24 protein-coding genes and 1 tRNA gene are annotated in these 20073 nt (G+C 42.8%); 8 read left to right on the forward strand and 17 right to left on the reverse strand.

Annotation, left to right across the window (positions count from 1 at the left end; genetic code table 11):
* Positions 1-41 precede the first annotated feature (41 nt).
* The gene (locus K360_RS0108045) at positions 42-839 is read right to left on the reverse strand and encodes a Mut7-C RNAse domain-containing protein (protein WP_024822652.1); all 798 of its coding nucleotides are present in this window, start codon (positions 837-839) and stop codon (positions 42-44) included.
* Positions 840-892: 53 nt separating this feature from the next.
* Between K360_RS0108045 and apgM the strand changes: the two genes are divergently transcribed.
* Complete coding sequence (gene apgM / locus K360_RS0108050; protein ID WP_024822653.1) at positions 893-2194, forward strand: BPG-independent phosphoglycerate mutase family protein; 1302 nt, start codon at positions 893-895, stop codon at positions 2192-2194.
* A 5-nt stretch (positions 2195-2199) separates the two neighbouring features.
* Positions 2200-2988 carry a hypothetical protein gene (locus K360_RS0108055; RefSeq protein WP_024822654.1) on the forward strand — a complete coding sequence of 263 codons (789 nt, stop codon included), beginning with the start codon at positions 2200-2202 and terminating at the stop codon, positions 2986-2988.
* Between the two features lie 86 nt (positions 2989-3074).
* Here the strand turns inward: K360_RS0108055 and K360_RS0108060 are convergent.
* The 8 genes from K360_RS0108060 to K360_RS0108095 all read right to left on the reverse strand — a co-directional run bounded on the left by K360_RS0108060 (position 3075) and on the right by K360_RS0108095 (position 7657).
* Positions 3075-3161 (reverse strand) — tRNA-Leu (locus K360_RS0108060).
* A gap of 60 nt (positions 3162-3221) precedes the next feature.
* Positions 3222-3569, reverse strand: coding sequence for a 50S ribosomal protein L19 (gene rplS, locus K360_RS0108065; protein WP_024822655.1), 348 nt, complete (start codon positions 3567-3569; stop codon positions 3222-3224).
* A 32-nt stretch (positions 3570-3601) separates the two neighbouring features.
* Complete coding sequence (gene trmD, locus K360_RS0108070) at positions 3602-4858, reverse strand: tRNA (guanosine(37)-N1)-methyltransferase TrmD (RefSeq protein WP_024822656.1); 1257 nt, start codon at positions 4856-4858, stop codon at positions 3602-3604.
* Positions 4858-5388 carry a ribosome maturation factor RimM gene (gene rimM, locus K360_RS0108075; RefSeq protein ID WP_024822657.1) on the reverse strand — a complete coding sequence of 177 codons (531 nt, stop codon included), beginning with the start codon at positions 5386-5388 and terminating at the stop codon, positions 4858-4860. Before rimM ends, trmD begins: the two co-directional genes overlap by 1 nt.
* A gap of 11 nt (positions 5389-5399) precedes the next feature.
* Complete coding sequence (locus K360_RS0108080; RefSeq protein WP_024822658.1) at positions 5400-5645, reverse strand: KH domain-containing protein; 246 nt, start codon at positions 5643-5645, stop codon at positions 5400-5402.
* Between the two features lie 2 nt (positions 5646-5647).
* Positions 5648-5923, reverse strand: a complete 276-nt coding sequence (rpsP, locus tag K360_RS0108085; protein ID WP_024822659.1) for a 30S ribosomal protein S16 — start codon at positions 5921-5923, stop codon at positions 5648-5650.
* Between the two features lie 55 nt (positions 5924-5978).
* Positions 5979-7331: a signal recognition particle protein gene (ffh, locus tag K360_RS0108090; protein ID WP_024822660.1), complete on the reverse strand. Its 1353-nt coding sequence runs from the start codon at positions 7329-7331 to the stop codon at positions 5979-5981.
* Positions 7332-7363: 32 nt separating this feature from the next.
* Complete coding sequence (locus K360_RS0108095) at positions 7364-7657, reverse strand: sigma factor-like helix-turn-helix DNA-binding protein (protein ID WP_024822661.1); 294 nt, start codon at positions 7655-7657, stop codon at positions 7364-7366.
* 154 nt (positions 7658-7811) lie between these two features.
* Here K360_RS0108095 and K360_RS0108100 point away from each other — a divergent pair, with 154 nt between their 5' ends.
* Both K360_RS0108100 and K360_RS0108105 read left to right on the forward strand, forming a co-directional pair.
* Entirely contained in the window at positions 7812-8474 is a 663-nt protein-coding gene (locus K360_RS0108100) for a lactate utilization protein (RefSeq protein ID WP_024822662.1), read from the forward strand.
* Between the two features lie 99 nt (positions 8475-8573).
* Positions 8574-9563 (forward strand): asparaginase, encoded by a 990-nt coding sequence (locus K360_RS0108105; protein WP_024822663.1) that lies wholly within the window; start codon positions 8574-8576, stop codon positions 9561-9563.
* A 41-nt stretch (positions 9564-9604) separates the two neighbouring features.
* Here K360_RS0108105 and K360_RS0108110 read toward each other — a convergent pair whose 3' ends face one another.
* On the reverse strand, positions 9605-10363 hold the full coding sequence (locus K360_RS0108110) for a sulfite exporter TauE/SafE family protein (protein WP_024822664.1): 759 nt from the start codon (positions 10361-10363) through the stop codon (positions 9605-9607).
* Positions 10364-10464: 101 nt separating this feature from the next.
* On the opposite strand from K360_RS0108110, the gene K360_RS0108115 reads away from it, so the two are divergent.
* The gene (locus K360_RS0108115; protein ID WP_024822665.1) at positions 10465-10890 is read left to right on the forward strand and encodes a PPC domain-containing DNA-binding protein; all 426 of its coding nucleotides are present in this window, start codon (positions 10465-10467) and stop codon (positions 10888-10890) included.
* Between the two features lie 43 nt (positions 10891-10933).
* Here K360_RS0108115 and K360_RS0108120 read toward each other — a convergent pair whose 3' ends face one another.
* The gene (locus tag K360_RS0108120; RefSeq protein ID WP_024822666.1) at positions 10934-11416 is read right to left on the reverse strand and encodes a YbaK/EbsC family protein; all 483 of its coding nucleotides are present in this window, start codon (positions 11414-11416) and stop codon (positions 10934-10936) included.
* 18 nt (positions 11417-11434) lie between these two features.
* A complete protein-coding gene (locus tag K360_RS0108125) occupies positions 11435-12313 on the reverse strand; it encodes a LysR family transcriptional regulator (RefSeq protein ID WP_024822667.1) in 879 nt (292 codons plus the stop codon).
* Positions 12314-12506: 193 nt separating this feature from the next.
* Between K360_RS0108125 and K360_RS0108130 the strand changes: the two genes are divergently transcribed.
* The 3 genes from K360_RS0108130 to K360_RS0108140 all read left to right on the forward strand — a co-directional run bounded on the left by K360_RS0108130 (position 12507) and on the right by K360_RS0108140 (position 14802).
* Positions 12507-12875, forward strand: coding sequence for a helix-turn-helix domain-containing protein (locus tag K360_RS0108130; protein ID WP_024822668.1), 369 nt, complete (start codon positions 12507-12509; stop codon positions 12873-12875).
* Positions 12876-12885: 10 nt separating this feature from the next.
* Entirely contained in the window at positions 12886-13836 is a 951-nt protein-coding gene (locus tag K360_RS0108135; RefSeq protein ID WP_024822669.1) for a radical SAM protein, read from the forward strand.
* 99 nt (positions 13837-13935) lie between these two features.
* Positions 13936-14802 (forward strand): MurR/RpiR family transcriptional regulator, encoded by an 867-nt coding sequence (locus tag K360_RS0108140; protein WP_024822670.1) that lies wholly within the window; start codon positions 13936-13938, stop codon positions 14800-14802.
* On the opposite strand, the gene K360_RS0108145 is transcribed toward K360_RS0108140, so the two are convergent.
* The 5 genes from K360_RS0108145 to K360_RS11065 form a co-directional block, all read right to left on the reverse strand.
* Positions 14799-15497, reverse strand: coding sequence for a metal-dependent hydrolase (locus K360_RS0108145; RefSeq protein ID WP_024822671.1), 699 nt, complete (start codon positions 15495-15497; stop codon positions 14799-14801). The two genes, K360_RS0108140 and K360_RS0108145, sit on opposite strands and share 4 nt — an antisense overlap.
* A 115-nt stretch (positions 15498-15612) precedes the next feature.
* Complete coding sequence (aspS, locus tag K360_RS0108150; RefSeq protein WP_024822672.1) at positions 15613-17427, reverse strand: aspartate--tRNA ligase; 1815 nt, start codon at positions 17425-17427, stop codon at positions 15613-15615.
* Positions 17428-17460: 33 nt separating this feature from the next.
* Positions 17461-18729, reverse strand: coding sequence for a histidine--tRNA ligase (gene hisS / locus K360_RS0108155; RefSeq protein WP_024822673.1), 1269 nt, complete (start codon positions 18727-18729; stop codon positions 17461-17463).
* Between the two features lie 205 nt (positions 18730-18934).
* Positions 18935-19195 (reverse strand): stage V sporulation protein S, encoded by a 261-nt coding sequence (locus tag K360_RS0108160; RefSeq protein WP_024822674.1) that lies wholly within the window; start codon positions 19193-19195, stop codon positions 18935-18937.
* 177 nt (positions 19196-19372) lie between these two features.
* Positions 19373-19987 (reverse strand): metallophosphoesterase, encoded by a 615-nt coding sequence (locus tag K360_RS11065; protein ID WP_024822675.1) that lies wholly within the window; start codon positions 19985-19987, stop codon positions 19373-19375.
* Positions 19988-20073 lie beyond the last annotated feature (86 nt).

The following is a 20073-nucleotide window of genomic DNA, read 5'->3' on the forward strand; positions in this document are numbered from 1 at the left end:
CCCAAGTGCCCCTTTCTACTAATCTTCAACAAATCTCCACTTTACATATCATTAAAAAGTGTACCAATATTGATATTATCCTGCAATCCCAACTTACCTCTTTTCTTCAGGATATTCATGACTCTATTTTTGATACGCTCTCGATGAGAACCAGGCCAGAATACTCGCCCACAAGAAGGGCACTGAGTAAATTCATGATAAAACATTCGAGTTAGAGGTTCCAACTGATCAAGTATGGCTTCTTTAGATACCATGCGCAATATTTTATTACAATATGTACATCTGGAAAAAGGCTGGAGCCACTGAAAAAGAGAATAGAAATCAATAACCTCCTGCAATTGTTGCCAAGGAGATTCGGTACGTACCAGGTGCCCAAAAACAACAGTTTTACGTTTCAGCAACGAACGATCTCTCGTTAAGACAATACGATCTTCTCGCAGCGCTAACTCCGCTATCTGACTGTCTTTCCACTCCTGTTCATAAGCAGTATCAAGCCCCATAAGCCGGAGCAAAGAAGCCAGCTTCCCCACATTGACATCCGCAACAAAACGTGGCATTTCGAGAGCGTCAGGGCGCAAGAACGACTTTTTTGTCACATCCATGGGGGGAGTTATAGGAAAAACATCTACGAAATCTCCTCCTATTATTATTCGGTCAAAGTCTGATAAAACTCCATTTACATAAATAGTTCCTACTTCTGTGTGGGGAACTCCACATGCTTCTATGCCATCTTTCACCGATGTGGATCGTCTAATGACATGCATCATTTGTGGTGGTTCTTTAAGGATAGGATGAAGGAAGAAATCAAGATTCCCATAAAATGTTATCCGGATCTCCACCTCTTCACCCTCTTTCTCGTGTCATAAAAATATTTGTATATTATAATTATTTTATGAGATGCATATTAGTGATACTTGATGGACTTGGCGATAAAGGCATTCCTGCTTTAGGAGGTCACACGCCCCTTCAAGTTGCCCGGACTCCGAATCTCGATCAGATTGCGGCAGCAGGGGTATGTGGCTTATATCATAGTTGTCTTCAGGGGCAAGCTATGCCCAGCGAAATGGCCCATTTCGTCATGTTTGGTTATGACCTCGCTCAATTTCCAGGTCGAGGGTATATAGAAATGCGTGCTGAAGGTTTTCCAGTCCATTCCGGGGATGTAGCCCTTCTTTCTCGAACCTTCTCTGTGAAAAAGGAAAAAGAGATGTTCATTCTGAAGGTAGAAAAAATGAATATTGACAAAGAAACCCTGGCCCCCCTCCATAAAGCGATACGCTTCTACTGCGAAAAGGGCGTGGAAATAGAATTTATTCCCACTAAAGGGATCGCTGGACTATCTATTATGAGAGGCCCTGGATTATCTGCGGAGATTACCGATTCCAATCCTATTTACGAAAATCGCCCTATCATGAAAGTCCTACCTCGCCAAGACGCAAAAAACCCCGCTGCAGCCAATTATACTGCAGAAATACTTAATAAATACCTTCTCTGGTCTTACAATATTCTTTCAAATCACCCCATAAATAAGGCCAGGGAAAAGGAGCATACCCCTCCTATCAACTTCATAGGCCTTCAACGGGCGGGACAACATCAACCTCTCACTCCTTTCTCTCAAAAATGGGGACTTAAGGCTCTCTGCATTGCTTCCGGAGCAATTTATTATGGCCTTTGTTCCACACTAGGCATGGATGTTTTACACGTGCAAGATACAGAAGACCCTGGAAAAGATTTGGAAAAGCGCCTCCGTTTAGCTTATGAAGCAAAAGGTTACGATTTTATTTATGTCCACACTAAAGCTACAGATGAAGCCGCCCATGAAAGAAAACCAGATTTGAAAATAAGAGTCATAGAAGCCCTCGATCACGCTTTTAAATTTGCAAGGGACGTCTTTATCCCCGACGAAGACGTTCTTTTAGTCGTCACTTCTGACCATTCCACTGCTAGCATAGGAAACATGATTCACTCTGGAGAAACAGTTCCCATCGTGATGAAAGGGAAATATACGCGACGAGATAGTGTAGATACATTCGATGAAATAAGCTGTGCTCTTGGAGGTTTGGGGATTTTACGCCAACACGAACTTATGTATATGATCCTAAACCTTCTCGATCGCGGGAAACTGGGAGGACTTATGGACTCCCCCGTAGATCAGCCCTATTATCCAGGCCCATATATCCCATTGAAAGGGTGAGTGTCATGGACGAACGGATGAAAAAAATTCTGATGGAAAAACCAGATCTAGTCAGTAAATTCCCTTCTTGGATGATCTCTCCTGAATCTCTTGAACGCATGAACAAAAATAAAAATCTTGTAATCTTGGAAATAGCTGGGCGGGATAGTTTTGCTGCTCTATTTAAATATATGGGATCTCATGACATTGATGGAATACTTCCTACCATCGCCTATACTGGAACCGAGTTCGGCGACTGGCACTGTCTTTTTGATAATATCAAATATCTCCAAGGCCGTCTTCTTACCACTTACATTTCAATATATCCTCCAGTGCTTATGGGGGCCCCTCGTTTATGGGCCATGCTTTGCGGAGCCACTACTGCCTTGTCGCTGTCCAGATATGGTTTTTATTCACCGTGTATAGGTTGCCATCTTTATCTTCATGCCCTTCGAATTCCGCTGGCTCTCTCTTTGGGGAAAGTTCCTGTTATAACAGGAGAAAGGGAATCACATGACGGCGTTATTAAGATCAACCAACTTCGAATAGCGCTTGAAGGGTATAGAGAACTATATAACACCTTTGCTCTTCCTTTGGAAATGCCTTTACAACATATTAGTCAGAATCGAGAGATAGAAAAGCTTTTAGGCATCCCTTGGGAAAGAGGAAAAAGACAACTGGACTGTGTTTTAAGCGGGAACTACGTAGATGAGGATGGAAACGTTTCTTACTCTGAAAAAGCTATCCATCGCTATCTAACCGAATTTGCCATACCAACAGTCCAAAAATGGCTTGAAGAAATTTTGAATGATTAAAAATAAGCGTAACTGAATCATATACGATTCTAAAAGAATAAAAAAATAGGGAATACCTTAAGGTATTCCCTATCTCTTTTCTAAAATGGTGCGGAGGGGGAGACTCGAACTCCCACAGCCTCGCGGCCACAAGGTCCTTAGCCTTGCGCGTCTACCCGTTCCGCCACCCCCGCAGAACGACGGTTATTATAATGGGCCTTGCCCATTAAGTCAATACAGAGGGAGAAAAAAGCTTAAAATTCCCTTCTCTCCTTAATACGGGCAGCCTTTCCACTTAAATCTCTCAGGTAATATAGCTTCGCCCTACGAACCTTACCAAGACGTTTGACTTCAATCTTGTCAACGGTAGGACAATGTAAGGGGAAAATTCTTTCCACCCCGACCCCATTAGAAATTTTTCTTACGGTAAAAGTCTCGTTGACCCCACCATGTTTACGGGCAATAACAACCCCTTCAAAAACCTGAATACGCTCTCGAGCTCCTTCTGTAACTTTAACGTGGACTCGTACAGTATCTCCAGGACGGAACTCTGGTGTTTCGCTTTTCATATATTTTTTTTCAACCAGTTTAATGGCATCCATAGCTAACCCTCCTTACTCACAATAAAATGTCTTTATCTCCAACCGAAGAACCTATCGAGAATAACCCCGACGGCCGTTCGGACTGAGAGGTGGTTATAATCTTCATAACCTCCAGAGAGAGGCTGTAAAACTTCTGAACATTGATCTAATACTTCATCCGGAAGACCAGAAGCTGTTCCAAAAAGGAAAAGAACCGGTTTTTGTTCTTCCAGAATAGACCTTTTCACTTCCAACCAGTGCACCGATCCAGGAAATGTTCTGGCTGTTGTTCCAATAATAGTGGGTTTTTCACGTTCTTTGCTTACGATCCACTCAATAGCCTTCTCTAAAGTAGCGACTGTTTTCATCTCTTTAAAGGCTTCTGCTCGGCTAGGATTAAAGAGAGCACCATAACCTTCCATCCAATGGTCTGCCATAGTCTTTGCCAATTCTCGCTGGCTTTTTAATGGCGTCACAACCAAAAATTTTCGAACGCCATAGGTTTTGCAAGAACGGCCTATATCAGAGAGATCTAGCCCTGTAATAGCAGCTGTAGTCACTTCCCCTGCCCTATTGAGAACTGGATGATGAACTAATGCCAGATAAACTCCCTTTTGAAGGTACGACGTAATATTGGCTCTACTTAAAAGATCCGGGCGTCGTCGCAATGTCCTTTGTACTGCCTGGAGATCCCGCCATTTGGTTATTTCTTTTTCGTTACCTGATAGAAGCACTGGTGGAACTTTTACCCCTTTCCATTCCGACGGACGAGTGTAGTGTGGAAAATCCAACATCCCTCTAAAAAAAGAGTCTTCTTCCACTGCTTTGTCCCGACCTACAACCCCTGGGACGAGACGGGCCATAGAATCTATAATGGCCATAGTAGGAATTTCTCCTCCAGTCAGAACGAAATCCCCCAGAGAAACTTCAAGATCTACATACTTTTCTACAAAACGTTCGTCTATCCCCTCATAATGGCCGCAAATAATAACAATATCTTCCCGAGAAGCGAGAGACTCTACCATTTCTTGAGTTAACATTGCCCCTTGAGGGCTCGGATATACAACCCACGAATTCTGGCTTCGCTCTTTAGCTTTATCCAAAGCTTTTACAAGAGGCCCTGGCATTAAGACCATTCCGCCGCTTCCAAAGGAATAATCGTCAATTTGCCGATAATTGCCCAATCCATACTCTCGGAGATTAACTACATCTACCTGAATTACTCCAGATTCAATAGCTCTTCCAATAATGCTTGTAGATAAGAAATCTTGAAAAAATTCTGGGAAGGCCGTAATGATAGTAACATGCATTATTCCCACAATCCTTCTATTAACTCTATTTCCATAACCTGATTGTCAATGTCCACATTTTTAATGAATTCTGAAACTGCCGGAATATAGTGTTCTTTCCCGTCCTCATCAAGGATTACATAAACATCGACAGGGCCAGTAGCAAGCACGGAATGAACTTTTCCAAGGTAACGGCTACTTCTCTTTTCATAGACCCGAATACCTATAAGATCGTCCACCCAATACTCTCCCTCCTCCAAAGCTATCCGCTCCTCTGGAGGGATCATGATCAAGTTGCCTTTCAAGGCTTCAGCACTTTCGCGATCTTTCAGTTCCTCGGTTAAAGCTACTACAATGCTTTTTCCTGCTATAACTTTCAGCTCTCGAACAGTAAGAACGGTTATTTGCGTCAAATCTTCTCCGTAGACCACAAGCTCTGCCATCAATCGGAAACGCTCGGGGAAATCAGTAAGAGGAAAAATTTTAATTCCACCAGCCACTCCATGCGCCCCAACGATTTTACCAATAGCTATCAGGTCTCGGTTACTCACGCTCATTCACCTCAATCAGCGTCAATATCCACTTCTACCCGCTCATTAGCCTTTACAGCCGCAGCCTTAGCCACTAGGCGTATAGCGTTGATCGTTGCGCCTCGTTTCCCTATCACTCGCCCCACATCTTCCGGTGCAACGCGTACATTGACCATTACAATACCTCGGTCATTCACCTCAGATGTAACTTCAACTTTTTCGGGCTCCGTGACAAGATGCTCCACTATGTACTGTACAAGTTCTTTATAGCTGGGCATCATTAATCAGCAGAAGTCTGTTCTGCTGCAAACTTCTCCCACACACCAGCCATTTTCAGTATTCCACGAGCTGTATCAGAAGGAGAAGCACCGTTCTTCAGCCAATACAGAGCTTTTTCCTCATCGATCTTAATCTCCGCAGGGTCATACATAGGATTGTATGTACCAAGAAGTTCGATGAACCTCCCATCTCTCGGAGAACGAGAGTCAGCTACTACAAGCCGATAATATGGATTTTTCTTGCGCCCAAATCGAGCTAAGCGAATACGAACTGCCATAGAGTAAGACACCTCCTGTTTTCATAAAAAATAGAATTTCTATTTATACCCTTTTCTAAAAGGGGAATCCTCCACCACCACCGAAAAGACCTTTCGGGAGATGGAATCCTTTTTTACCCTTTCCCATATATTTCCAAAGCTGTTTCATTTGATCATATTGCTTAAGAAGCTGGTTTACCATCTGGACACTCGTCCCTGAACCTTCCGCAATTCGTCGACGTCGGCTCCCCTTAATAATTTGAGGATTTCGACGTTCCTCAATTGTCATAGATTGGATAATAGCTTTCGACTGTTTAAGTCGTTTAGGGTCGAGCTCAGCATTTTTTAGGTCTTTCATTTTCCCGAAGCCGGGCAGCATATCAATAACCTTGTCGAGAGGACCGAGCTTCTCTATCTGTTCAAACTGTAAAAGCAGATCTTCCATAGTCAGCTTATCTTTTTTAAGGCTTTTAGAAATCTTTTCTACATCTTCTTGAGATGTTACTTGCTGAACTTTTTCCGCCAGCCCCATCACATCGCCCATACCCATAATGCGCTGGGCCATACGTTTAGCGTCAAAAAGCTCAAGGGCCTCTGTTCCTTCTCCTACCCCCGCAAACTTAATAGGTACTTGTGTAGTTGCGCGAATGGCAAGAGCGGCACCTCCACGAGCATCGCCATCAAGTTTACTTAAAATAACCCCAGAGAGAGAGAGTTTCTCATGGAAACTGGAAGCCACTTTCACTGCTTCCTGACCTGTCATGGCATCTACTACCAATAAAATCTCGTGAGGTTGCACGCTGCTTTTCAGTTTGAAAAGCTCATCCATAAGCTCTTCATCTACGTGAAGACGACCTGCTGTATCTAAAATAATAACGTCGTTTAAGTGACCCTCTGCATAAGACAAAGCCTCTTTTGCTACTTTGACAACGTCTTGAGTGTTATCTTTCGGTCCATAAAATCCAACTTTACTTTGTTCTGCTAAAACCTTGAGCTGCTCTATAGCCGCAGGACGGCGAAGATCACAAGCTACCACGAGAGGGCTGTGCCCTTTCTGCAACCGCCTGGCTAATTTTACAGCACTCGTAGTCTTACCACTTCCCTGCAAACCAACCATCATTAACAGCGTTGGTGGCTTGGGAGAAATCACTAAAGGGGCAACTTCAGAACCCATGAGATTAACAAGTTCCTCATAAACAATGGCTATAACTTGCTGGCCTGGCGTAATAGATTCAAGAACATCTCGGCCAACACAGCGCTGGCGAATGGATTCTACTAAAGTCTTTACTACTTTATAATCCACATCAGCTTCAAGCAACGCTCGCCGCACTTCTCTCAAAGCAGCATTTACATCTTCTTCAGAAAGTTTCCCTTTCCCTTTAAGTTTGTCAAATACTGCTTCAAGACGCTCTTTCAATGCATCAAACATTGTTCAATTCCTCCCACCAAAAAGGGCGGACATCATTTGTCCCAGCATCGTTCTTCCAGGCGCTGAATTCTCTTCTCGAGCTCCTCTATTCGACTGCAGATACCAAGAAGTCCTTCTAACTCACTCAGTCTAGATCGAGCTCGAGAAAGGAGATCGAAAGCTGCCTGACGGCTGGTTTCCAAGCGCTCCGCCATTTCGGAAACAGAGAGATCAGAAAACTCATGATATTCATAAGCCTCTCTCTGCTTTTCCGTAAGTAGTGGCGAATAAAGATCGTATAATTTGTTCAAATAAACCCGTCGTTCAAGAAGATCTTCCTCATCCATTTCATTATCCTCCTCTTAAAACAGAGCGATTATACGTCGCTCCTTTATAGGTGTCAAGATCTTTTTCTTTACATAAAGTCTAGACAAAAATCCTCTTTCTTGCAATCATAGAGTTATTATTCAGTTCTATAAGGGCTTAAAAGGAGGCGTTACTATGTCTGATACGAAAAATCCATTTATCGCTGCTCAAAACGCTAGCAACCGACAACTGGGGCTTAGCGCAGTAAAGGCTCTTTCATCAAAAGGGTTTAATGCCGTATTTGTCAACACCAAGGAAGAAGCTCTTGAAGAGGTTCTCAAGCTCATTCCAGAAAAAACGACAGTGGGAATTCCAGGCAGTGTGACTATTAGGCAAATTGGCGCTCTGGAAAAATTAATGGAACGCGGCTGTACTATCGCCCATCACTGGGATCCTTCTTTAACACCAGAACAAAAAAACGAAGTACTCAAGCGAGAATTCTTATCCGACTATTTTTTGACAAGCTCAAATGCCCTGACACTAGATGGAATGCTCGTCAATATAGACGGAACAGGGAACCGTGTTAGTGCCATGGCATGGGGAACAAATACCCTCATTTTCGTAGTAGGAATTAATAAAATAGCTAAAGATGTAGACAGTGCGTTGGTTCGCATACGAAATAACGCCACTCCTCCCAATGCAACGCGACTCCACATTGACACACCGTGTACACATGTAGGCCATTGCGTAAACTGCGATAGCCCTCAACGAGTATGCAGAGCTGTTCTCATTCTTGAGCGACCTACAACAGGTCGAAAAACTCACGTTATAGTGGTAGGGGAATCTCTTGGGTACTAAGTACCATTTCTATATCACCCCCTCCTTTGCATATGAATGCATTAATGCATTCTTTCTATTTCTCGTGTAAACTTAACGAACTTAAGGAGGGATGACTTAATGCCCAAAAGAGGAAAGATCGCATTGGTTGTAGCTGGAGGCCAGATGAGCCTAAAGGGGGAAGAAGAAACAAGCCGCCAGTCCTCTAAAAGTGGAGAGACCATGCTTTCTTGGCTTCCAAAAGATTTGCCTTTTGAAATCATATTAGTTGACTGGAGTCATCAACCTAGCAGTCACTACACAATGCGTATGACTACCGACCTCGTTCAGATTCTCAATAAATTGGTTGTAGATGGGATCGACGGCATTGTAGTTTCCAGTGGTACAGACACTCTTGAAGAGATGTCATATCTTGCAGATCTTATGTGGACATATCCTCAGCCTGTTATATTTACAGCTGCTACTCGCCCGTATGAAGAGATCGGGTCTGATGCCGTGCTCAATCTCACTCAAGCTGTAATCGCTGCTTCTTCTCAAAAATGCTGGGGACTTGGAGTACTTGTTTGTATGCAGGATCAGCTTTTTGCCGCATCAGAAATTACAGAGAGTGCAAATCATAGAAGAAATGCTTTTCTAGCACCTGATCGAGGGCCAGTAGGAGAAGTTATGGGGAAAAACATTGATATTCTTCGCCTTCATAAGAGGGGAAAGGTCTTAGCAGGCTCTTTCGCCCCCGCAAGAAACGTAGAGCTTGTTACGTCAAGTTTAGGTGGCGGAGAGCTTGTCCTCAAGCTGCTAGCAGAAACATCTGAAAAGGATCTAGACGGATTGGTAGTAGCCGGATTTGGCGACGGCTCTGTGCCTCCGTCATGGATACCCTTTCTGCGGAAAATACTAAGAGACAATATTCCAATAGTTATTACTTCCCGTTGCATAAAGGGGAGGACCCGTCCTTCTTACACTTTCGAAGGAAGCCTTGACCGTTTACTCGAGTTAGGGGCCTATGATGGCGGAAGCCTGAAACCTGTCCAAGCCAGATTGAAACTAGCAGTAGCTCTTGGTGCAGGATTAAAAGGAAACGATTTGCAAAAATATTTGCTTGACTTGTAAAAAAACAGCTGCCCTGGCTTCAGGGCAGCTGTTTTATTCTCTTACCGAATCATGAACACGACATCATATATCATCTTACCGGCGGAAATAAAGACTACGACAGCTAAAATCCACCGGAGCCACTTATTCCCCTTAACGAGGCTAAATTTGGCTCCTATAAAACCACCTATCATCGTTCCCAAAGCTATCGCCACTCCAGCGCCTATCTGAACAAGTCCTCGCGAGGCAAAAAGAAGCAAACTAATGCATGTGTAACTTAAAATAACGACAACTTTAATAGCATTAGAGTGTAAAAGGTCGTATCCGGCAAGGCCTGCTAAAGCCCAGATGAAGAAGAAACCAACACCCGCCTGAATGAAGCCACCATATACCCCTATAAAGAAAAAAACAATCTGAAGGACCCAAGGGGGAACTTTACGCTGAAACTGCCTCTCCCACATTTTAGGCTTCATTACAAGCTGAACAGCCATAATAGAGATAAGTATAGATACTACAATTCTTAACACTGCTTCATTCAACTCTAACGCTAAGAATGTTCCTGCTACAGATCCTAAACATGCTGGAAGAACAAAAAAGAAGGCTTCCCTTAGGGTGAAAGTTTTCTCTTTATAAAACTTGCTGGAAGCCACAATATTTTGCATCAAAATTCCAATGCGGTTCGTAGCATTGGCAACACTCATGTCCATTCCTAAAAAAACAAGGAGCGGAAGGGTTAACATACTTCCGCCTCCTGCCGTCACATTTACGAAACCAGAAATTACTCCTGCTAGAAATAAAAGACATCCGCCCAATAAACTCATCTTTTTTATGCTCCGATTGTAATACGAGATTTATAGTTAAAAATAATTCCAACTTCATGATACAATCAAAAAGAAACTATTTCCCACCGGGAGGTGAAGAAATGAAGTATGCAGCCACTGACGAAATGATCGTTATAAGACTCACAGATGGCGAAGAACTCCATGGATCCATCAGTTATGTCTGCAAAGAACGTGATGTAGATTCGGCAGTAATTGTATCAGCAGCAGGCATGGTGGGAAGCGTTACTTTCGGCTGGTTCAACGGACGAGAGTACGAGACAGCTTCCTATAACGAAGTACTGGAACTCTCGGCCTTAGGGGGGAATATCAGTTACAAAAAAGAAGGCATTTACCCCCACATTCACGCTGTTCTTAGCCGCCCAGATCACACATGCCTTGCTGGGCACATCCTTCGGGCAATTACGTACCACAATTTGGAGATATGCCTCGTTCCCTTAAAAACTATTTATCTAAACAGAGAGTTCGATGAATGGTTTGAGGCACTCGCCCCTGAAAAAAGACTATAGCTTCAGCCAAACATGCAATATGCAATGTTAAAGGGAAGTACTGCTACTTTTTTATGTCAGCCTTTTCTCCTGCTGCAATTGCCATAAGTTCCTCTGGGGAAATAGGAAAAAAGGCGTGATCAGTTCCAGCTGCAGCCCAAACTAAATCGTACTGAAAAAGATCCTCGTCAAGAAAGGCGGGGATCTTTTCTACATATCCTATCGGCGGAACCCCTCCTATTCTATATCCAGAGTAAGTATAAACAAAGTCGGGAGAAGCCATTTTAACTTTTCGAACACAAAGCCTTTGCTTTATTTTCTTCAAATCCACTTTGTTAGGGCCAGACATGAGAGCTAAAACAGGTTCTTCATCAGCTAATAAGACCAAAGTCTTCAAAATATGCTCTGCAGGAGCTCCAACTGCCTTTGCCGCGTCTTCAACGGTAAAAATCGTCTCATGACTTATTTTTATTTCTCCCTTATAGCCATGATTATCCAAAAAAGATTTAACCCTGTCTATAGGATCAAAGTCCGCTCCAGTAGACACCTGCTACACCTCCTGATTTTATTTATTCTCTGCCTTTTTCCGTAAAAAAGAGAGCAACAGTTCCATTGCTCGAGTAGAGATGGTGCCATAGGTAATATAAAAAGAGCGCATTAATGCTGGGGAAAAAGGAATTGGGACCAAACGAGGATTTTTTTCCACAGCTATTTTCGATACAATCCCTCCCGCAGCTCCCGCTTCTATAGCGTTCAACACAGCGGAAACATGACCGAAACAAAGTCCAACCTCTTTTTCATCACCACCGCTGTATTCCTTGTAAGCATCTTCCCAGATTCGTCTTGTAGCTGACCCTTCTACACGCCCTACCAGGTCCAGTTCATCAAGATCTTTCATTGTGACAGTTTTTCTCCCAGCTAGGGGATGGGTTGGAGATACCACCAACACAAGTTCGTCATTACATAATGGGCACGATTCAAAACCAGAAGAACTGCGGCTAAATCCAGTTACCGCAATATCTGTTTCTTTAGTTACCAACTTTTCTATTGCTTCTCGAGAATCAGATATAAAAACCTCAATATCAATAGCGGGATATTTCTCATGAAATTCCACTAAAAGTGGCGGCAATACAAAGTCTCCCGGAATAGAACTTGCGCTAATCGTTACTGTACCTGCCACTTCGGAAGAAGCATCTGACATTTCTCTTTTGATGTCACCTAGAGAAGAGACTGTTTTTTTAGCAAAAGCATATAAAATCTCGCCCTCCACTGTAAGTTTGGAACACTTCTGTCCCCTAACAAAAATTTTGATGCCAAGTTCCTTTTCAAGTCTAGCGATATGCTTACTTACGGCTGGTTGGGATATTCCAAGAGAAGCTGCTGCCCCTGAAATACTTCCTTTTTCAAGAATCTCTACAAGGCTTTCAAGCTGTCTAAAATCCACGTCTCCAATCTCCTTTCTCATGTATCTAGCCGTAGCTATAAGATGCACTCTTTCTTTTTAGCTTTCCTGTAGTATCATTCAGCAGGTAAATTCAGTCAAGTAAGGGAATCGTCCAACATTTTCCACTACTTGTAATCACGGTTTTTATTATATATATTATACGACTACAATACCGATTGGAGGTTTTTACTCTATGAGTTTAGGAACGCGTATTAAAACTTTAAGAAAGGCCGCACATCTAACACAACAGGCCCTCGCCGATAAAACTGACGTGAGTCGAATTTATATTCAAGCTCTTGAGAGCAATAGAAGACTCCCATCGATGAAACTTCTAGGACGACTTGCTCAAGCTCTCGCCGTAGAGGTGACGGATCTTGTTAAAGCAAGCCCCACCGATGATTCTGGGAGAATACATCTCGAAGAAGTACTAGAAAACCACGAGAATCTGGAGATTTGGTACAAAAGCAAACAACTCGATCAGAAGGAACTTCTTTTTATACGAGGACTAATAGATACTGCTATTTCATTTTGGGCAAAAAAAGAAGTTACAGAAGAAGCGTGATTTTTAAAAAATGAAGCGGCGTGCAGTGTTTCTTCCCATGAAAAATTGCCCCCATCGCTGTGTCTATTGCGATCAGGGGGCTATAACTGGAGAGCATTCCTATCCCTCGCCAGACCATGTCCGCTCTCTTTTAGGGACAGAAGACTCTGCTGTAGAACTTTGTTATTTTGGAGGAAGTTTTACATGCCAGCCACAATATATACAAGAGCAATATTTAGAAGTAATTAAAGATGCCCCTTGTGGAAGCATCGTAAGATTTTCCACTCACCCTCTATGTATGAATAGAGACCTCCTTAACTGGTTAAAGAAATACCCTATCTCTATGATAGAGTTAGGAATATCCTCTCTTGACAACCATGTTTTGGACCACTGCAATAGAGGTTATAGAGCACAAGAAGCTCTTCTCGCCCTTTCCATGATTCAAGATACAGGCATTTCCGCTTGCGCACAAATGATGATTGGACTCCCCGACCAAAGCATACAAAGCAGTATAGAAGATTTACAAAAATTGGCTTTTCTCAAAGGGCCCAAAGATATGACCCTTCGAATTTATCCTTGTTTAGTATTGAAAAATACTCGCCTTGAAATAAAAATGAGAGAGGGTAAATATACCCCTCTCTCATTTTCCAAAGCAGTACTATGGGCTGGAACCCTCTTATTCCATGCTTTAAAATTGGGCTTTCACGTACAACGAATAGGTTTACAGGAGACAGGAAGCCTAAATGATGCCGTAATAGCTGGTCCTCATCATCCTTCCTTTGGGGAATTTGCTAAAAGTGTATCTTTAGTTTTGACGTTGCTAAAGAACTCTCCTTATGGGCCTTGGGGTCTTGGCAAAAAAAATATCTCTCTCCTTAAAGGACACCATAACTTTGGTTTGAACTTATTGGCAGAAAAGACACGATTAACTCCAGAAGACGCTTGGTCTCGTGTCTACATATGGGACAGAGCCCCATACTAACTTTTGTTCAATATTGACTAAAGCAAACCTATGAAATAAACTCTAGTACACAAGCCCAATTTCTGGCATGATGGTTAAGGTCCATGGAGGTGTTGTTTAATGTCAGATATCCAGCTTTTGGAACTATTGAGACAAAAAGTCGATGGGATGCCGAATAAAGCTCGTAGAGTTGTAGAATATATTCTCGCCAATTCTAGAGAAGCTGCTTTTCTCTCCATTGGAGAAGTTGCAGGGAAACTTGATGTATCGAAAGCTCAGCTCGTGCGTGTTTCAAGGATGCTCGGGTTTGATGGTTATGCCGCATTGAAAGACGCTCTTAAAGAAACCGTACTGCAACAAGTGAACCCTTCAGCCATGCTCTCTCGTATTATGAACGGCCACAAAAATTTGCCACAAGAAATATATCGGCTAGAGCACGCTAACATCGATGACACATGGAACAGGATACGGGCTGAGGAGGTAGAAAAATTTTGTACTATGATACTCCACGCTAAAACCATTTTTAGCGTGGGATGGGGAATATCTGCTCTTGTAGCAGAATCCCTCTATACTCGCCTTCTTGAACTCAGTCTGAAAGGGGTTCTTATGAAAAGAGGATCAATGGCTCTTATAGAACAAGCTCGGGCCGTTGAAGAAGGCGATGTTCTCATTGTATGTGAACTTCCTAGCTACGTTATTGAGGTAACAGACACTGTTAAGTTCGCTTCCGAAAAAAAATCTCATATCATCACCATTACAGACAGCCCGGCTGCTCCCGTTTGTAAATTCGCCGACGTATCTTTTTTTGCCAGTGATATGAGCCCCACCTTCGGAAGCTCTATTATCGGTCCTCTTTTTCTCATTCATATACTAACGTCTATACTAGCAGTCAACATGGGAGAAGAGGGGGAAAAAGCTCTCAAAAAACAGGCTGAGGGACTTCATGACGAAAGAGTTTACTATCCGACCTACGAGTTACGATATTAACATTTCGCTCTCAATCGAAGCTCTTCTCCGGGCTTGAGCACTTTTACGTCTGTCGACACTGTAATATGAGCCGTAAAGTCTGAAGGATCGGCCTGAATCAGGTCAAAAGTGTTGTAATGAATAGGTACTGCCATCGCAGGTTGGATAATATCCACTGCTTTCGCAGCATCTAATGGGTCCATTACAAAATTACCCCCTATAGGAAGTAAAGCTATGTCTATTTTTTCGTCTTTCAACAGATGCATCTCCATAGATAAGCCGGTGTCTCCTGCATGGTATATTTTATTCCCCTCTATTTCTATAAGGAAACCACAGGGATTTCCTCCGGGAATCATAGCGCCGGAAGGAAGAGTTATATCAGAGCCATGAAGAGCTGGAACTAACTTTACCCTGCCAAAAGGAAAAGTAAATCTTCCGCCTATATGCATTGAATGACAGGATATTCCTCGGTTCCCCAGATAATTTGAAATTTCAAAATTCGTAATTACAGTTGATTTGAAACGATGACAAATCTCTTCCGTATCACCTAAATGATCTCCATGGCCATGAGTGACAAAGACATAATGGATTTGGGGCAAGTCATCTAGAGTCAACGCTGCCTGCGGGTTCCCCGATATGAAGGGGTCAATAATTAAATTGTATTCTTCACCCAGAATCAAAAAAGCAGCATGGCCTAAAAAACGAAGTCGTACCATTTTTACATCATCTCCTTTCGCTCTGCATGGATGCAGCTAAATCTTTCCGCGTGCCTCTCCAACAGAGCTGTATAAACAAAAGGCCGGAGCATTCGTACTCCGGCCTTTTTTAACCCTATTCCTGGTCTTCGCTATCAGCCAGGCTCTCTATTTTCAGTTCATCAAGCTGCTCAGGGCTTACATCTGACGGAGCGCCCGACATAAGACATTGAGCCTTTTGTGTTTTCGGGAAAGCCATAACTTCTCGTATAGAAGAGGCTCCGCAAAGAAGCATTACAAGACGGTCTAAACCAAAAGCAAGTCCTCCATGAGGAGGTGTTCCAAAGCTCAAAGCATCAAGAAGGAACCCAAAACGCTTACGAGCCTCTTCCGGAGTGAAAGCCAAGCATCCAAAAACCTTCTCCTGAACTTGAGGGTCATGAATTCGTATAGATCCACCGCCTACTTCATTTCCGTTAAGGACGCAGTCATACGCACGGGATCGCACATTTGCAGGGTCTGTATCCATCAAGGGTATATCTTCCATCACTGGAGACGTAAAGGGATGATGTACAGCTACCCAACGATGCTCTTCCTCGTCTTTTTCAAAGAGAGGGAAGTGTATAACCCAAAGGAATTCCCACGCATCTTTTTGTACAAGATCACGTTCTTTGGCCAAATCCAAGCGAAGTTGGCCTAATACTGTAGAAGTGACCACTCTATCGCAATCTGCCAAAACAAAAAGAGCATCTCCCTCTTTTAAGTCACCTTTCTCCACAAGAGCCTGCTGCAGTTCCGCGGAAAGGAATTTCACAAGAGGCCCCTTTAATTGTCCCTCCTTAAGCTGGAAACAAGCAAGCCCGGCTGCTCCTAATTTCTTTGCTCTCTCTTCTATCTCAGAAACACTCTTTCTTGAAAGAGCCGCTCCGCCAGGCAACGGCAATCCCTTAACATATCCGCCCTTAGTTAAAATATTTTTAAAGGGTGCAAAATCACTTTGTTCAAAAACACTGCCAAGATCGTGGATTTCGAAAGGAATTCGTAAATCCGGCTTATCGCTGCCAAATCGATCCATAGCTTCCCAATAATCTATCCTTCGGAAAGGGGTAGGGATATGGATACCTAACATCTCTTGAAACAACCCTGCCATATATTCTTCTATAAGGGCATAAACATCTTCTTCCGTGATGAAACTCATTTCCATATCGATCTGAGTAAATTCAGGTTGCCTATCTGCCCGTAAATCCTCATCTCGGAAACATTTAACTATCTGATAATATCTATCGAAACCACTTACCATCAGAATCTGTTTGAATATTTGAGGGGACTGAGGCAAAGCATAAAAGGTCCCCGGGTTAACACGGCTGGGCACAAGGTAATCTCTTGCCCCTTCAGGAGTCGATTTAGTCAGCATTGGTGTTTCTATATCTACAAATCGATGACTCCAAAGAAATGTTCGAGTATATTGGATAATTTTATCCCTCATTCTAAGGTTACGTTGCATCTTATCTCGTCTTAAATCGAGATAACGATAATGTAAACGAAGATTTTCATCTACCTTGTCTGTAGCCTCAGAAACTTCAAAAGGCAAAGGAGCAGCAGGAGATAGAAGAAGGAAGTCTTCCACTGCTATTTCTATTTGACCGGTCTTCATTGAGAGATTTTCTGTTCCCTCTGGCCTCTTTTGAACCCTTCCTCGAACGCCAACAACAAATTCACTACGTAGAGCCTTCGCTCGCTCGTGCACTTGAGGGACTAGCTCTGGATTAAAAACAACCTGTACAACTCCTGTATAATCCCAAAGCTCTATAAAAATCAGGCCGCCTAAATCTCTGCGGCGCCGAACCCATCCATTTAAAATTACTGGTTTTTCTACCTCTTCAAGGCCAAGGGTACCACAGAAATGAGTCCGTTTCCAAAAACCATCAAAGTGATCCGACCTGCTACTCATTCTATTACCTCCAACGCATGCAAAATTGCTTTTTTATCGTTTTATTTTTTCCTGTATGTATGCAAGAACTGCACTTTGATCGACCTCTACTTGCTCGCCTGATTTGAGGTCCTTTACATTCACTACACCTTTCTCTAATTCATTTCCACCAAGAATGCAGGCAAAAGAGGCCTCTGATGACGCTGCCGATTTGAACTGTGCTTTCATTCCTCGTTCAAGATAATCCATATCGGCAGAGAACCCTGCGTGACGCAACTCAGAAACAAGCTTCTGAAGTTCAAAACGAGACTCCATATCAAGGCCGATGGCATATACATCCAAAGACGGACTCGAACCGAAAGAACACCCCTGCTCTTCCATCACGAGAATAATACGATCAAGCCCTGCGGCAAAACCTACCCCAGGAGTAGCTGCGCCACCTATGGTTTCGGCCAAATTATCATATCGACCTCCACCACACACAGCATTCTGCGCGCCAAGAGCCCCAGAAAGAATTTCATAAGCCGTCTTTGTATAGTAATCTAATCCTCTTACTAAACGCTTATCTATATGGTAGTGAGCACCAATTCTATCAAGCCCTTGCAAGACTGCGTCAAAATGCTCACGACACTCATCACATAAGCTCGAATAGATATCTGGCGCACCTTCTGTTATCTCCTTACACCCGGCCTCCTTACAGTCTAAAATACGGAGAGGATTGCGCTCAAACCTATTTTGACAGGTTTTACAGAGCTTATCCATTCGGGGAGCAAAGTACTCTTTTAGCCGCTCTCTATAAACAGGACGACATTCAGGACACCCCACAGAGTTTATTACTACTTCCAAGTTCTGCAACTCTAGGCGATGGAAAAGCTCAAGAGAAAGACCGATGACCTCAACATCAACCATAGGATTGGAGGCGCCAAGGCTCTCAAAGTCCAGTTGCCAAAACTGACGGTATCGTCCTTTCTGTGGTCTCTCATATCGAAACATCGGGCCAGCACACCATAGTTTTACCGGCTGAATAGTGCCGTTCATATTATGTTCCAAATAACAACGGACCATAGAAGCCGTAGCTTCTGGACGAAGCGTTAAACTTCTGCCTCCGCGGTCTTCAAAAGTGTACATTTCTTTCTCTACCACGTCCGTCGCTTCTCCAATACCACGGGCAAAAAGGTCTGTTTGTTCAAAAATTGGCAGATGAACCTCAGAGTAGCTAAAATTCCTGGCCACCTCAGATGCTGTTTTCAAGACATATGCCCATTTCCACGATTCTTCAGGGAGTATATCCCTCACACCTCTCGGTGCCTTTATATCTGTCATAAAGCCTACCTCCTATTTATGAGGAATAGTGTATATATCAAATATCAATTGTAAGCGTTATGTAGTTTTATACATTATGCAGGTAAGTATAAACACTCACTGCAAATTTCTCCAGTGGGAAAATAAGGGGGGCAAAAAAGAAAAGCGCAACGGCCTTATTCTGCCGTTACGCCTGTCTGTTTCCTACGGCACATAAAACAAAAAACTATCGAGATTCAAGCTGGAATTTGATAGCTGTCCTTTCTTCGTCATCAATCTCAATTTTCGCAAAAGCAGGAATACAGATTAAATCAATCCCATTAGGAGCTACATACCCCCTTGCAATGGCAATCGATTTCACCGACTGGTTCACTGCGCCAGCTCCAACAGCTTGGACCTCTACCGCCCCCTTCTCGCGAAGAACAGCTGCTATGGCTCCTGCTACGGACTTGGGCTGCGATTTTGCAGAGACTTTGAGAACTTCCATAAAATTCGACCTCCCTTGATAAGCGCCGCAAGAATATAGTAAAGTGCTTGTTCTTTTGCTTAAAATACAAAAGTTTCACTATTTGAAACAAGTATAGTAGCATTGTAAGTCTTTTGGCAAGTGTTTAGCAACAAGAAAGATGAAATTTAATCAATAGTTTCATTAACTATTATTTTTTTATAATCCTCTTTTTCTCCGCAGAAGGCGATTTTGATCCACAAATCTAGGATATGGCAAATGATAAACTTTCCCCTCATCAGGATCTATGAGATGAATAGAAAGTAAACCATTAAGATATATTTCCCTGCCAACACATTCTGGCATGTATTGGTCGTGCCCGAAAAGATTTAATGCACCACTGCTCCGAGGTAACCCCTTATAATCATGGCTGAGATTGAAGTGTAATCCTTTAAGAGTCACCTTACCACTCCATTTTACCGTCTCACTACGTTTAAAAACCTTTTTTACATTCTCTCCATTATCATGATTCCCTAACACTATAATAACATCTCGTTCTCCATCCTCTTCCAGAATAGGGGCTAGAGAGTATAATTTCTGGCAATACTGTGGTAAAGAGAAAGGATATAAGCCAAGTTTTATTTCATCCGCCAAATCTCCTGTATGAATCACAGCACGAGGGTTAAAGAATTTAATAAGCCTCTTAAGAACAGGATAGAACGATGATGGGGTATCGGAAACATGCAAAAAAGCTCTATTCTTCAGATGCGTTAAATCATCAGGAATATAGAGCATATCAAACAGCTGAAAAACAATTTTTTTCCATGTTCCCATACACATCACCTCTAGACTATTTGAAATTTTACCACTTTTATACCAAATTGTAACTAGGAAAACATGGTACCATACAAAGAGTTAGC

The organism is Aminobacterium mobile DSM 12262 (assembly GCF_000526395.1).
GTDB classification, from domain to species: domain Bacteria; phylum Synergistota; class Synergistia; order Synergistales; family Aminobacteriaceae; genus Aminobacterium; species Aminobacterium mobile.